Raw genomic sequence first — 14,866 nt, forward strand, 5'->3', positions numbered from 1 at the left:
ATAATCAGACGAATTAAAAAGGAGCCTTGCCGACTTTATCGCAAAAGCTCCTGAATCATTCATTATGATTTACAGAATGTAATTGGAAATATCAATATTTTCCGTAATCTGTCCAAGCCTTTCTTCCACATACCTGCTGTCAATGGTGATATTTTTATCGTCCAGATCCGGGGCATCAAAGGAAAGTTCTTCCAGCACCCGTTCCAGAATGGTATAAAGTCTTCTGGCACCTATATCCTCGGTTTCTGAATTTACCCTCGAAGCAATGGATGCTATGGTATCCAGGGCATTATCGGTAAAGTGGATAGAAACCCCCTCTGTTTCCAGAAGGGCTGTATACTGGCGGATGAGCGCCTGCCTTGGTTCTGTCAGGATTTTACGAAGGTCATCCTTTGTAAGGCTGGAAAGCTCCACCCGGATAGGAAAGCGGCCCTGAAGCTCCGGAATCAGGTCGCTTGGCTTTGATACATGAAAGGCACCGGCAGCCATAAAGAGGATATGGTCTGTCTTCATCTGTCCATATTTCGTCTTCACGGTGGCACCTTCCACGATAGGAAGAATATCCCGCTGTACCCCTTCCCGGGATACGTCTGGCGAGCCGCCATGCCCCCGACCCGCTATTTTATCAATTTCATCAATGAAAATGATGCCCCGTTCTTCGGCATAATGGATGGCCTTATCCTTCACTACTTCCATGTCCACCATTTCGTCGGCCGCTTCTTCAGCAAATATTTTCTTTGCATCTGCAACGGTGACTTTTTTCTTTTTCATCTTTTTGGGCATCATGCCGGCAATCATAATGGAAATCTGGTTGGCCTGCTCGTTATCCGATTCCGGCGCTCCGCCTTTATCTTCCACTTCAATTTCCACCATACGGTCATCCAGCTCGCCCGTGCGGATGCGGTGTTCCAGCTCTTTCCTCCTCTGCTTATCCCCTTCAGCCGGTTTTAATTCTTCTTTCTTTTCTCCAAAGATAATATCCATGGGGCTTCTTGTCTCCGGCTTTTTCGAAGGCCACATGGCTTCCGCCACTCGGCGGACCGCTTCTTCCTCTGCGTCTCTTCCATGGCGGGAAGATTCTTGCTTCTTAACAAGACGAACAGCTTCTTCCGCCAGATCCCGGACCATGGATTCCACATCCCTGCCCACGTAACCGACTTCTGTGTATTTTGTAGCTTCCACCTTTACAAAAGGGGCATTTGTGAGAGATGCGATACGCCTTGCGATTTCCGTCTTTCCCACACCGGTGGGACCGATGAGCAGGATGTTTTTCGGGCTCACCTCTTTTTTCAATTCTGCAGGAAGCCTTCCCGCACGCCAGCGATTGCGAAGAGCTACGGCCACGGAACGCTTGGCTTCATCCTGTCCGATAATGTACTGGTCCAGATAGGCCACGATTTTACGGGGTGTCAGTTCTTCCATCAGATTTCCTCCACGATCACATTATGATTTGTATACACGCAGATATCCGCTGCTATATGAAGTGATTTCTCTGCAATTTCCCTGGCGGACATAGCCGTATTCTGAGAAAGAGCCCGGGCTGCTGCCAGGGCATAATTGCCTCCGCTTCCGATTGCCAGTATTCCATCATCCGGCTCAATAACTTCGCCGCTGCCTGATACGAGGAATAAATGGTCTCCATCGGTAAGAATAAGAAGAGCTTCCAGTTTCTGCAATACCCGGTCGCTCCGCCAGTCCTTGGCAAATTCAACAGCTGCCCGCACCAGGTTCCCGTTGCAGTCCTTCAGTTTTGATTCAAATTTATCAAAAAGAGAAAATGCATCGGCCACGGAGCCTGCAAAACCGGCAATAATCTTTCCATGATACAGCCGCCGCACTTTTCTGGCCGTATTTTTCATAATGACCGCATTGCCCATGGTGACCTGACCGTCACCGGCCATGGCAGTATGGCCGTCCTTGCGGACTGCCAGTATCGTTGTCGCTGTAAACATATTTCCTCCTTGAATTGTATCCGTCATTTCTGCCCAAGGCAGGGAAAATTCCTTATTTATTATACGTTACTGAAGCACTTTTAAACAACTGCCCTAAAGGGGCCAATATAAAAGAGTGAAGAAACGGGCCTGATTCTTCACTCTCTTAATCATGCAATATCCGGTTTAAGCAGGAAAATCAAATCTTTGCAAGTGCCTGTTCCACATCTTCGAGAAGGTCATTAATGTTTTCAATGCCGACAGAAATACGGACAGTACCAGGAGTAATGCCGGCTGCTCGCTGTGCTTCTTCATCCAGCTGCTGATGGGTGGTAGAAGCGGGATGAACGACGAGAGACTTGGAATCACCAACATTTGCCAGATCAGAGAAAATTTCCAAACTGTCAATAAATCCTCTTGCTGCCTTGTATCCATCTTTCAGTTCAATTGAGAAGATGGAGCCTGCACCTTTGGGCAGGTATTTCAGTTGCAGCTTGTGGTATGGGGAGGATTCCAGTCCCGGATAGTTGACCTTGGACACCTTCGAATGATTTTCCAGATATTCCGCCAGTTTCTGGGCATTTGCCGTATGACGTTCCATGCGGAGGGACAGTGTTTCGGTCCCCTGAAGCAGGAACCATGCGGCAATCGGGCTGATAGCCGCCCCGGTATCACGAAGGACTTTAGCCCGAATCCGGGTTACAAAACCTGCTCCCGGTATATCGGTAGCAAAGTTGATGCCATGATAAGATGCATCAGGAGTGGCAAAATGTGGGTATCTTTCAGGCTGATTCCAGTTAAACTTTCCATTTTCGACAATGGCCCCGCCCAGAGTCGTACCATGACCGCCAATGAATTTGGTTGCCGAATGAACGACTACATCAAGTCCGTGTTCCAGCGGGCGGAAGAGATAGGGAGTGGCAAAAGTATTATCAATAATCACAGGAAGATTATGAGCATGAGCAATATCCCGGATAGCATCAAAGTCCGGAATATTGATCGCCGGGTTCCCTAAGGTTTCAATATAAACAGCTTTTGTTTTTTCGTTGATAAATCCTTCAATTTCTTCCGGATGGTCAGGGTTTACGAAATGAGTATGAATGCCCAGCTGCGGAAGTGTATCGGTGAAAAGCTCATAAGTACCACCATAGAGGGTGGATGCGGCAATAATTTCATCTCCGGCGCCTGCAATATTTAAGATAGAATAAGTGACAGCTGCAGCCCCACTTGCCACGGCAAGTCCTGCCGTACCACCTTCAAGAGCGGCAATCCGCTTTTCAAATACTTCCTGGGTCGGATTGGTGAGACGGCTGTAAATAAAGCCCGATTTCCTTAATGCAAAAAGGTCTTCCCCTTCCTGTGCATCGTGGAAAAGATAAGCAGAGGTCTGGTAAATCGGGACAGCCCTGGCTCCCGTAGTGGGATCAGCCACCTGGCCTGCATGCTGCTGAAGGGTTTCAAAGCGATATTTTTTGTCTGCCATAATTATTTCTCCTTATTTTTAAATTTTATATGTGAATTTAAGTTTATAGCGATTTCAACATCCTACATCGAAAATCTATCATATCCCATTTCCTCCTCTTCCTGATTGCAAGGATGTAAAGGCATGTCCTGTATGCCTCCGCGCTGTAACGGGCGTCTCCCGATTTCCCACGAATTCCGGTAAGGATAAAAAAACTCCCGTCCCTATCAGGACGAGAGATTCGTGTTTCCACCTAATTTTCATGCGTATGTTACCATATGCAGCTCTGCAGGTATAAAATTCAATACCCCAGCCCTGTATCGGGAGCTCCCGGGAAAGCCTACTCTGGTTTCAGCCTCCCAAACTCAGAAATGCACTTCAGCTCCCTATCCGCACCCGCTCTCACCGGCCGGGCTCGCTTTACCGTATTTGGGAAACCTACTCTTTTCTTCCCTGTTTGGAGTTGTGATAACTTTACCACGAGTCATAAGGTACTGTCAAGTCAGAAATTTTAAAATATCGTGAAGAGGCGCCTGCTGTCCATCTATCAGTCCGCTTTACAAACTGCCTCTATGAAGGCATTGATTTTATGAAAATCTTTTCCTCCTTCAGGTCTTTCCACAGAAGATGAAACATCCACCATATCCGGATGAATCTGACGGATGGCATCTCCAACATTGAAAGGATTCAGACCGCCGGCAAGGACCCATTTCATGCCATTCCTGGGTATACCGGAAAGGGCATTCCAGTCGAAGGGTTTCCCGCTTCCCGGCTCCGCCGCATCAAAAAGCCATGCTTTGATACGGCTATGTTTTTCCAGTTCAGGCAAACCGTTTTTGATGTTGACAGCCCGAATGATGGGAATCGATGTATCTGAAAGAACTTCCGGAGAAAGGTTTCCGTGTACCTGCAGAAAATCAAATCCCGCCTTTTCAATAATTTTCACCTGTTCCGGAGTCGGCGAGACAGTGACAGCCGTCTTTTTGATTCCCGAAGGCACGGCCGTAAGGATTTTTTCTGCCTGCTCGACGGATACGGACCTTCTGCTTTTCGAAAAAAACAGCACGATGCCCATGAAGTCGACTTCCGCCGGTTTGAGATGCTTCACTTCATCCGGCGTTTTAAAGCCGCAGATTTTAATCTTCGTTCTCATACATACCGCCTCGATTTAAAATATGGACTCCGGCAGCCAATCATTAATCCTGAGTGACACCGGTGACTATGGTAAGTTTCATGGTTTCCACAGACATGCCTGTAGTATATTCTATTTCCTTCTGTACCGCATCCCGCATACCATGGATAATCTTCCTGATTTCCATAGGAGTCCCCGTGCGAACTGTCACATCAAGGTAAAGAATGAGCCCGTTTACCTGACTTTCGCTTTTCTTGCTGCTAATCCGGCGAAGTTTGATCTTCTTCATTTTACGTACGGAATAGCGAACCAGATCTTCAATCACTTTATCTGAAAAAGTCAGTTTTCCATAATAACTGAATACAGGACGAACCACGGACCGTTCATCCCATTCGCTGAACCGTTTCGATTCTTTTTTCCTGTTTCGAAGGAACCGCAGCGGATCCACCAGATAACCCTTGAAATATGGCTTGAGTTCCATAGTGGGCACAGGGATGACATGTTTTCCTTCCTTATGCCTTGCTTCGCTGGCCTTCAGCATATCTTCCGGCCTTGCCACATCTTCGATACGGATATACCTGGCCGGTGCCGGAAGTCCCAGTGCTTTGGCTATGGTATTGACCATACGGTCCGAAGTACCAAGAATAAGTACTCTGGCAGGATTGATTTTAATAAGAGCAGCCTTTACCTCTTCTTTCTGCTCTTTGTCCCAGAAAATAGCACGACGTACTGCTTTCAGCCGGCTTTCTTCCCGCTTCGCTGATTTTCCCGCTACAATACGGCTATGGTAAATCAGAATCCCATCATCAATAATGCAGGACGCTTTATTTTCATAAGCCACCACCAGGGCCCGGTCACTTTTGCCAGTACCGGGTGGGCCATAAAATCCAATCACTTCCATGGTTTTCCTTTCCGGACATAAGCCCTTCGAAGATACACAAAAAGACAGGTGCCGCCACCTGCCTTTTCAATAGTTCCGGGCATAGCAGGTCCCGGCAATTCAATCTCACAAAATTATTCTTCGCCCACAATCTGTACTTCCGTATTCAGGTCCACGCCATAGTTTTTCTTTACCTTATCCTGCACATCATGAATCAGGGCAAGCATATCCTCACAGCTGGCATGGCCATTATTGATGAGAAAACCGGCGTGTTTTTCAGATACCTGTGCATCACCGTACCCATACCCTTTGAGGCCCAGTTCTTCAATCATCTGACCGACAAAGTGCCCAGCCGGCCTCTTGAAAGTACTGCCTGCACTTTTCTTCTCCAAAGGCTGTTTTGTACGTCTTCGATGATTCAGGTCATCCATAAGCGCTTTAATATCTTTCTGGTTTCCATATCTTAAAGACAGGGTGATGTCTACAATAACTTCTCCGTTTTCCATAAACCGGCTGTGACGATAGGAATAGCCCAGATCTTTTGCACGGTAGGAAATAAAATCTCCCCGGTCATCAACAGTAGTGGCAGAAACGATGATTTTTGACATTTCACCACCATAGGCCCCGGCATTCATATAAGCCGCACCACCAATGGATCCCGGAATACCACTGGCAAATTCCATACCGGAAAGGCCAAATTCATAAGCAGCCTTTGCTGCCCGCGCTGTGGAAACTCCGCTGGAAACCTTGAGAAGGTTCCCGCCTCTTTCAATATTCTGAAGATGCCCTGTAAATACTACTACCCCGCGAATACCCTTATCCCGGACAAGCAGATTAGCTCCTCCACCAAGGATAAAAATGGGGATATGGTTTTTATGGGCTATTCGGGTGACAATCCTGAGCTCTTCCGATGTTTTCGGCATTAAAAAACAATCCGCGGGCCCGCCGATACCGAAAGTGGTGTGGCGGCTCATGGGTTCATTGATTTTTATCTGATTTTCACCAAGCACGGAGGTGAAAAATTCTGCATATTGATTATCCATATATGTTCCTTTTTCCAACGAATCAATTACTTTTATTATTATAAAAAAGCCACGTTCCCGCGTCAATGGAAATCAACCTATACCCATGAATTTTATCACATGACTGCTTTTTGAGGACTTCCCTCTCTCGCGCAGAAAAGCCGCAGGCCAATGCCTGCGGCTTTTTCAGGTTGTCAAATTGCTAGAATTATTTCTTTTCTACCAGTTTCAGATCTACGGCAATGTTCTTTTCCACATTTTCGCCTTTAGCCAGTTTGAGAGCGGTATCTACACCGATTTCACCCATCTTGTCCGGCTGCTGGGCAATGGTGGCAGCCATGGAGCCATCGTTGACAGCCTTTACGCCATCGTCAGTGCCATCGAATCCGATAATGAAAATCTGCTTATTGGCAGCTTTGGCAGCGCTTACTGCGCCAAGAGCCATTTCATCATTCTGTGCGAAAATAGCCTTTACATCCGGGTTGCCCTGGAGAATGTTTTCAGCAACCGTCAGACCTTTACCACGATCGAAGTCTGCATTCTGTTTTGCGAGGACTTTCAGCTTCTTGTCAGCTACATTATGGAAACCCTGTCCGCGTTCACGGGTTGCAGATGCACCGGGAATGCCTTCCAGCTCGGCTACCGGAGTCTGTTCACCCAGTTTGGAAGCGATGTATTCGGCTGCCATTTCGCCGCCTTTAACGTTATTGGAAGCGATGTGAGCTGCCACTTCACCTTTGTCAGCGGAGCGGTCAATGGTGATAACCGGAATCTTTGCCTTGTTGGCTGCCAGTACGGAGTTGGAAACTGCAGCGGAGTCTACCGGGTTAACGATAAGGACGCTGATATTTCCCTGAAGCAGATCGGCAATATCATTGGACTGTTTTGCCGGGTCATTCTGGGCATCAACAATTTTAACAACAACACCTGCTTTTTCAGCAGCTGCCTTTACACTGTTTGCCATGGTTACGAAGAACGGGTTATTCTGGGTGGATACGGAGAAGCCAATGGTTACCTTTTTGGAACCGGATGCAGCACTTGCTGCTTTTTTGTCAGAAGATCCGCCGCAGCCTGCTGCGGAAATAAGGGCTGCACCGATCATAGCAGCCAATGCGATTTTCTTTAACACTTGTTTTCCTCCTTAGTTTTTCTTGCGGTCCATAAGTACTGCGAGCAAAATAACGATACCTTTGACAACCTGCTGATAGAAGCTGGATACATTCAGTATGTTGAGGCCATTATTCAGGGTACCAATGATGAGTGCACCAATCAGCGTACCGGAAATACGGCCTTTGCCGCCGGAAAGAGATGTGCCGCCCAAAACAACTGCCGCAATAGCATCAAGTTCATAACCCATACCGGCTGTCGGCTGGGCACTGTTCAGGCGGGCTGTAAGGATGGCACCTGCGATGGCACAGAGACATCCTGTAAGAGCATAAGCGAAAATCTTGATTCTGTCAATCTTGATCCCGGAAATATAGGATACCTTTTCATTCCCCCCTACCGCATAAGTCTGGCGGCCAAGAGGAGTTTTCTTCAGGATGAAGTACAGGATGAAGAAGGCAATGAGCATGACAATAGCCGGTACCGGGATATCCAGGATAAACCCCTGTCCAAAAGCAGTGAAAATAGGATCCTCAGAAAGGCCGGAAATCGGGTTACCATGGGTATATACGAGAGTACTGCCGCGATAAATAGTCATCGTTGCCAAAGTGGCTATGAAAGGAGCCACCTTGCCATAGGAAATAATGATACCATTGATGGCACCCAGCAGGATACCGATAAAAGCAGAAAATACGATAGCCAATTCCGGATTCGTACCTTTGGCAATCATGCTTGCCATAAGGGCACTGGAAAGAGCAAGGATACTGCCTACGGAAAGATCGATACCGCCTGTCAAAATGACAAAAGTCATGCCGAAGGCAATCAAGGCATTGATGGAAATCTGGCGTGCCAGATTCTTAAGATTTGATGGATCGATAAAGCTGTCATTTAATGCGGAAATGACAATGAAGAGAAGAATCAGGCCGATGAGCGGACCCATTTCTCTTACCATATTTTTAATTTTTTCGGAACTCATGCTTATTCTCCTCCGGTTGCAAGTGTCATAATTCGTGTCTGGGTAGCATCTTTATGTTCTACGATGCCTGCCACTTTACCTTCATGAATGACAAGGATTCTGTCGCTCATGCCGATAACTTCAGGAAGTTCGGACGAAACCATGATGATGGACACGCCCCGAGCGGTGAGTTCATTCATCAGATCATAAATATCTTTTTTTGCGCCGATATCAATGCCCCTTGTCGGTTCATCAAGAATCAGGAGCTTTGGCTTCATGCCCACCCATTTGGCGATAACCACTTTCTGCTGGTTCCCGCCGGAAAGGGTGCTTGCCGCAAGATTAATATCCTGAGCCTTAACACCAAGTCTTTTTGACAGTTCCTGTGAGAAATTGAATTCCTCTTTATCATTGATCACATGGCCTTTAGCCAGTCTTTCCTCACTGGGAAGGGCAATATTTCTTTCAATAGAGAAATCAAGGATGAGTCCTTCGGTCTTTCTGTTTTCCGTGATGAAACCGAAATCATGACGAATGGCATCAAGAGGATTTTTGATGGTGATTTCCTTGCCCTCCAGATAAAGTTTCCCCGATTCATGAGGATCCACGCCGAAGATGGCACGCATGATTTCTGTACGTCCGGCCCCCATAAGTCCTGCCACGCCGAGGATTTCCCCTTTGCGAAGATTGAAGCTGATATCCTTGAAAACTCCAGGCTGATTGAAATGTTCCACCCGGAATACTTCATCCCCTGGGACATTGGTACGGGCGGGATAATATTCGCTCATCACGCGGCCTACCATATCCCCTACAATCTGGTCCATATTTGTCTCTTCTGTGGGCCGGGAGCTGATGGTCTGACCATCACGCATGACCGTAATAGTATCACAATTGGCAAATACCTCTTCCATACGGTGGGAAATATAGATGATGGAAACCCCTTTTGACTTGAGTTTCCTCATGACCTCAAAAAGGCGGTCCGTTTCACGTTCTGTCAGTGCTGCTGTCGGTTCATCCATGATGACCGTTTTCGCATCCAGCATGAGGCTTCGGGTAATTTCAGTCATCTGCTGCTGGCCCACGGAGCATTCACCGGCAATTTCATCGAGGGGAAGGTCAATGCCCACTTCTTTGCATTTATCCTCCGCCATTTTTCTCATTTTTTTATAATCAATAAGGCCAAATCTTGTTTTGGGCTGATTGGTAAGGAAAAGATTTTCCAGTACCGTCAGGTTCGGCCAGATGTTCAGTTCCTGATGGATGAAGGCAATGCCGTGTTCCTCTGCATCTTTATTGTTGCGGAAAGTCACTTCCTTACCATCTACCATGATCTTTCCGGCATCGGCTTTATGGATACCGGTCAGAATATTCATCAAAGTGGATTTGCCGGCCCCGTTTTCGCCCATAAGGGCATGAACTTCACCGGGACGTATGTGCAAATTGACACCGCCCAGTACTTTGTTCGTACCAAAGGACTTGCAAATCCCTGTCATATTGATTTCCATAGATACTCCTCTTTAGAAGATGACTCCGGACTGGAGAATGATATTGGAAAAAGGAGTGACTTCACCGGTGCGGATCACCGCTTTACAGTCCTTTTCCCAGGCTTTCAGTTCTTCATGATCCTTCAACAGGACCCATTCCACCTTGTCTTCCGGGAAGACTTCCTGCAGCGCCTTCCACTGGGCCGGATTCTTTTCCTTTGTCTCCGGCGCCAGATAGATTTTTTCGATCTGCATGTATTTAGCCATCTCTTTAACCACTTCAATGAAAAGAGGCTCCCTGAACCGGAGAGCAAGGTCAATCTTCGGTACTCCTGCCGGTACCGGCAGGCCGCAATCACCGACGCAGATCTTATCTGTATGGCCCAGGTCTGCCAGCACTTTGGCGATATGACTGTTCAGAATTCCTACTTTCTGCATGTAAGCATTTCCTCCACTTCTTTACGCCAGGGCATTCCTCCCTGAGCACCAATCTTTCCGACAGAAAGCGCTGCAGCAGCATTGGCAAAACGAATGGCTTCCTTTATGGAAAGGCCATCACAGCGTCCCGCCGCAAAAGCGCCATTAAAAGTATCACCTGCTCCGGTCGTATCTACTACTGAAACATGAAATCCCGGTACATGAATGACTTCATTTTCTTCCCCGTAAACCACGCCTTCGCTTCCCACGGTCATGATGACTTTGCCCGCATGAGATTTCAGGATTTCATCCCGGTCCATACCATGGAACATGAGAGCCGCTTCGTGCTCATTAGGGGTGATGTAAGTCACCTTGTCAATCCAGTCAGACGGGATGTCCATATAAGGAGCCGGATTCAGCATGACCGGCACTTTTTCCTCAAAACATCGGTCAATGATATAGCCGATGGTATCTAAAGGAATTTCATGCTGCAGCATGACCAGATCCGAAGTCCGGATAGTATCAAAAGCATCATCTACAACTTTCCTCGTCACCCGGTCATTGGCCCCCTTGAGGACAATGATACTGTTATCCCCTTCAGCGAGAATGATGTGGGCCGTGCCGGTATTCACATCATCCAGCACGGATACATAATCAGTCTTTACCCCGCTGTTTCTGAGAGCTTCCAGCATACCTTTCCCGTAAGCATCATTGCCCACGCATCCAATCATGTATACTTCTTCACCCAGTCTGGATGCGGCGACGGCCTGGTTGGCACCCTTTCCGCCGGGAGAAACAACGAGTCTCTTTCCCATGACGGTTTCACCGGCCAGAGGCCTTCGGTCCGCTTCTACGGTAAGGTCCATATTGCAGCTGCCGATTACAGATATATGACCCATACAACCTCCTGTATATAAAAATATAATCTTATCTATTTTATAACAAGTGAACGTTACTATTCTAGCACAAAACGGGTTCAAATGGGGGACGGACCAATTTTTTCTTCACGAAAATATAACATAATGGAAATAAAATATCTTTATAATGACCAAAGAGTGAGGTTTCTTTTATTATATAAAATAAAACCGGACCCGTTAAGGCCGGTTCTGTAAAGGAAATGTAAAACATGAAATAAAATATTTTATTTCCCATCATGAAACAAAAAGCAAATATAAAACAGGATGGATTCGATCCACCCTGTTTTATATTTGCTTTTATTTATCTGTCTACATTGGTCATGTCTTTCGGTACCACCCAGGCATCGAATTCTTCTTCCGTCACATAGCCAAGCTTCAAAGCAGCTTCCTTGAGGGAACTCTTGTCCTTGAAAGCGGTCTTGGCGATGGTGGCAGATTTTTCATAGCCGATATGTGGGGAAAGAGCGGTAACGAGCATGAGCGATTTATTGACCAGTTCATTGATCCGTTCCAGGTTCGGTTCGATGCCTACGGCGCAGTGGATATCGAAGGAATGGAGCACATCGCCTAGAAGGCGTACGGACTGGATGAAGGAATGGGCAATGATCGGCGCATATACGTTCAGTTCGAAACGGCCCTGGGAAGAAGCGAGGGAAATGCAGGCCTGGTTGCCATGGACACGGCAGGCCACCATGGTCACCGCTTCACACTGGGTCGGATTGACCTTGCCCGGCATGATGGAAGATCCCGGTTCATTGGCAGGAATGGAAAGTTCTCCAAGGCCTGCGCGGGGGCCTGCGGCGAGGAGGCGGAGATCATCCACCATCTTCATGGCATCCGTAGCCAGGGCTTCCAAAGCACCATGACAGAATACGAAATCGTCACGGCCGGTCAAAGCATAGAATTTATTGGGTTCGGAGTAGAAGTCGATTCCCGTTTCTTTGCTGATGGCAGCAGCGACTTTTTCGCCGAAACCCTTCGTCGCATTGAGACCCGTACCAACGGCAGTCCCACCAATGGCAAGTCCATGGAGATGGGTTTCTGCCTGCTGGATCATGGCTTTGGATTTCTTCAGCATTTCAGCCCAGCCGGAAATTTCCTGGCCAAGTGTAAGGGGCACGGCATCCTGGCAGTGGGTACGGCCGATTTTGACAATATGCATGAAATCTTCACTCTTCTGATCAAGGGTGGCAATCAGCTCATCCAGCTGTTTATACAGTCTTTCATGAAGCACCTGGACGGCAGCTACATGGGAAGCCGTGGGGAATGTATCATTGGAGGACTGGCCATGGTTGACGTCGTCATTCGGATGAACCCGTTTGGAGCTTCCTGCCTTTTCCAATTTTGCATTGGCAATATGAGCAACTACTTCGTTCATATTCATATTGCTCTGGGTACCGGAACCGGTCTGGTAAATTTTCAGCGGGAATTCATTGGGCCATTTGCCATCAAGGATTTCATCGCAGGCTTCCATGATGACTTTTGCCTTCTCTGGATCCAGCTCGCCTTCTTCCATATTGACGGCAGCAGCGCTCTTCTTCAGAATGGCAAAAGCCCGGATGATTTCACGGGGCATTTCCAGATTGCCGATTTTGAAATTTTCAAAAGACCGCTGGGTCTGGGCGCCCCACATATGGTTGGCAGGTACCTTCACTTCACCAAGGGAATCATGCTCGATACGATATTCCATAGTCATACTCCTTTGCAGAAAATGATACAAGAACTACTATTATTATTTTACCACAGACCCACAGTATTGTATTCGTTTTTTCAAGAGCCAATATAAAGATTATATTTATAGGCTGCCATAGTATTTCCGGCCCACGCAAAAGCGCCGGGATCATCCCCGGCGCTTCAATCACAAAGATTTGATGAAATCGATTATTTCCTTTTTCTTTTCTTCCAGAAGAGGCCGATCATGTTCCGTTTCCATATTGAAACGGATGAGGGGCTCTGTGTTGGACGGGCGGAGGTTGAACCGCCAGTTGTCAAATTCCACTCCTATGCCATCGGTAAGGTCGATATGGACAGCGTCCTTCCCGTACTTTTCCCTTACCTTCTCAATGACATACCTGCTGTCGTTCACCGTCAGATTGATTTCACCGCTGCAGGGGAATTCTTCTTCCATGGCTGCCACGAGCTCGCCCAGATGCTTTCCCTTCTCACTCATAATCTGGGTCACAATGAGCCAGGGAATCATACCGGAATCGCAGTAGGAAAAATCGCGGAAAAAGTGATGAGCCGAATTTTCAGCGCCGTAAATGGCTTTGACCTTCCTCAGGGTTTCTTTCATAAAGGCATGGCCTCCCTTTGATTCCACACCTCTTCCGCCAAGGTCCCGGCAGATTTTCCCGGTGCACCAGAATACGCGGGGATCATGGACAATGGTTTCTCCTGGATTTTTCTTCAGGAAATATTCGGAAAGAAGCCCCACCATGTAGTAGCCTTCCACGAAATGACCATTTTCATCAATGAAGAAACAGCGGTCAAAGTCACCATCCCAGGCGATACCGAGATCTGCTTTTTCCTTCAGTACTTCATCCACCAGAGGCTTCCTGCATTCTTCCAGCATGGGATTTGGAACACCATGGGGAAATGATCCGTCAGGCTCCATATTGAGTTCCGTAAATTTGAAGGGCAGCCGGGTTTTCAGTTTTTCAAAAACCACATTGGCACAGCCATTACCGCCATTCACCACGATATGAAAAGGCTTAATTTTCTCTATGTCTACGAAGGAAAGGACTGTCTCTATATAATCATCCAGGATTTCTTTTGCAAAAAGTTTTCCCTTGAACGGTGCACCTTCAAAATCACCGGAGAAAGCAAGGCACTCGATATCCTTCAGACCCGTATCCGCACTGACCGGAATGCCTTCCTGGCGGACGATCTTGATACCGTTATAATTGGAAGGATTATGGCTGGCAGTAATCATAAAGCCGCCGTCCATGCCATAGTAGAAGGTACCGAAGTACATCATTTCCGTACCGCAGAGCCCTATATCATAGACATCCGCCCCACCATCCATCAGTCCTTTTGCCGCAGCTGCCTTTATACTTTCTGAACTTGGACGGACATCACAGCCGATGCACATCGTCCGGGGATGAAAAAGGGAAGCGTAGGCGCGGCCTACACGGTAGGCAAGCTCTTCATTCACTTCCGTGGGCACAATGCCCCGGATATCATAGGCCTTGAAGCCTTCATGGGAAAGCTTGAGGGGCTCCATCATTTCCCCTCCTTTTCAGCAAGCCTTTTCAGGACCGTGGCATATCCGTCAGCGCCATATTTCAGACACCGTTTCACCCGGGAAATCGTGGCGGTGCTGGCACCGGTCTTCTTCTCTATCTGGTCATATTTTTCTCCGGCTTCCAGCATTCTGGCTACTTCCAGGCGCTGGGACATATCGCGAAGTTCGTTGATGGTGCAGAGGTCTTCAAAAAATTCATAGCATTCCTCTCTCGTCTTGAGTTGAAGAATGCCGTCAAAGAGATTATCTGCCAAAGGGTTGATCAGTCTCTGATTCACGCTCATACATACCTCCTCTATGAAAGAATCCCGTCCTTCT

Annotated in this window: 14 protein-coding genes; all 14 read right to left on the bottom strand. The window is 47.5% G+C overall.

The genetic code is table 11. The features are described from left to right. Positions 1-69 precede the first annotated feature (69 nt). Positions 70-1,422, bottom strand: coding sequence for an ATP-dependent protease ATPase subunit HslU (gene hslU, locus QZN42_RS02260; RefSeq protein WP_296954105.1), 1,353 nt, complete (start codon positions 1,420-1,422; stop codon positions 70-72). Further along, positions 1,422-1,952: an ATP-dependent protease subunit HslV gene (gene hslV, locus QZN42_RS02265; protein WP_296954106.1), complete on the bottom strand. Its 531-nt coding sequence runs from the start codon at positions 1,950-1,952 to the stop codon at positions 1,422-1,424. Before hslV ends, hslU begins: the two co-directional genes overlap by 1 nt. A 178-nt stretch (positions 1,953-2,130) precedes the next feature. Then, the gene (locus QZN42_RS02270) at positions 2,131-3,414 is read right to left on the bottom strand and encodes an O-acetylhomoserine aminocarboxypropyltransferase/cysteine synthase family protein (RefSeq protein ID WP_296954107.1); all 1,284 of its coding nucleotides are present in this window, start codon (positions 3,412-3,414) and stop codon (positions 2,131-2,133) included. A 526-nt stretch (positions 3,415-3,940) separates the two neighbouring features. Beyond that, on the bottom strand, positions 3,941-4,546 hold the full coding sequence (locus tag QZN42_RS02275) for a phosphoribosylanthranilate isomerase (RefSeq protein ID WP_296954108.1): 606 nt from the start codon (positions 4,544-4,546) through the stop codon (positions 3,941-3,943). Between the two features lie 43 nt (positions 4,547-4,589). Further along, positions 4,590-5,426, bottom strand: coding sequence for a hypothetical protein (locus tag QZN42_RS02280; protein ID WP_296954109.1), 837 nt, complete (start codon positions 5,424-5,426; stop codon positions 4,590-4,592). Positions 5,427-5,539: 113 nt separating this feature from the next. Then, complete coding sequence (gene murB / locus QZN42_RS02285) at positions 5,540-6,448, bottom strand: UDP-N-acetylmuramate dehydrogenase (RefSeq protein ID WP_296954110.1); 909 nt, start codon at positions 6,446-6,448, stop codon at positions 5,540-5,542. A 187-nt stretch (positions 6,449-6,635) separates the two neighbouring features. After that, complete coding sequence (gene rbsB, locus QZN42_RS02290) at positions 6,636-7,556, bottom strand: ribose ABC transporter substrate-binding protein RbsB (protein ID WP_296954111.1); 921 nt, start codon at positions 7,554-7,556, stop codon at positions 6,636-6,638. A gap of 12 nt (positions 7,557-7,568) precedes the next feature. Further along, complete coding sequence (gene rbsC / locus QZN42_RS02295) at positions 7,569-8,507, bottom strand: ABC transporter permease (protein WP_296954112.1); 939 nt, start codon at positions 8,505-8,507, stop codon at positions 7,569-7,571. Positions 8,508-8,509: 2 nt separating this feature from the next. Next, a complete protein-coding gene (locus tag QZN42_RS02300; protein ID WP_296954113.1) occupies positions 8,510-9,991 on the bottom strand; it encodes a sugar ABC transporter ATP-binding protein in 1,482 nt (493 codons plus the stop codon). A 12-nt stretch (positions 9,992-10,003) separates the two neighbouring features. Then, a complete protein-coding gene (rbsD, locus tag QZN42_RS02305) occupies positions 10,004-10,408 on the bottom strand; it encodes a D-ribose pyranase (RefSeq protein WP_296954114.1) in 405 nt (134 codons plus the stop codon). Further along, positions 10,396-11,286 (bottom strand): ribokinase, encoded by an 891-nt coding sequence (rbsK, locus tag QZN42_RS02310; protein WP_296954115.1) that lies wholly within the window; start codon positions 11,284-11,286, stop codon positions 10,396-10,398. Before rbsK ends, rbsD begins: the two co-directional genes overlap by 13 nt. A gap of 319 nt (positions 11,287-11,605) precedes the next feature. After that, entirely contained in the window at positions 11,606-12,994 is a 1,389-nt protein-coding gene (gene fumC, locus QZN42_RS02315) for a class II fumarate hydratase (RefSeq protein ID WP_296954116.1), read from the bottom strand. A gap of 168 nt (positions 12,995-13,162) precedes the next feature. Further along, complete coding sequence (locus tag QZN42_RS02320; RefSeq protein ID WP_296954117.1) at positions 13,163-14,530, bottom strand: phosphomannomutase; 1,368 nt, start codon at positions 14,528-14,530, stop codon at positions 13,163-13,165. Continuing rightward, entirely contained in the window at positions 14,527-14,832 is a 306-nt protein-coding gene (locus tag QZN42_RS02325; RefSeq protein ID WP_296954118.1) for a YerC/YecD family TrpR-related protein, read from the bottom strand. The genes QZN42_RS02320 and QZN42_RS02325 overlap by 4 nt, the downstream gene beginning before the upstream one ends. Between the last annotated feature and the right edge of the window lie 34 nt (positions 14,833-14,866).

Origin of the sequence: uncultured Dialister sp. (assembly GCA_900314595.1) — a bacterium.
GTDB lineage: Bacteria > Bacillota > Negativicutes > Veillonellales > Dialisteraceae > Dialister.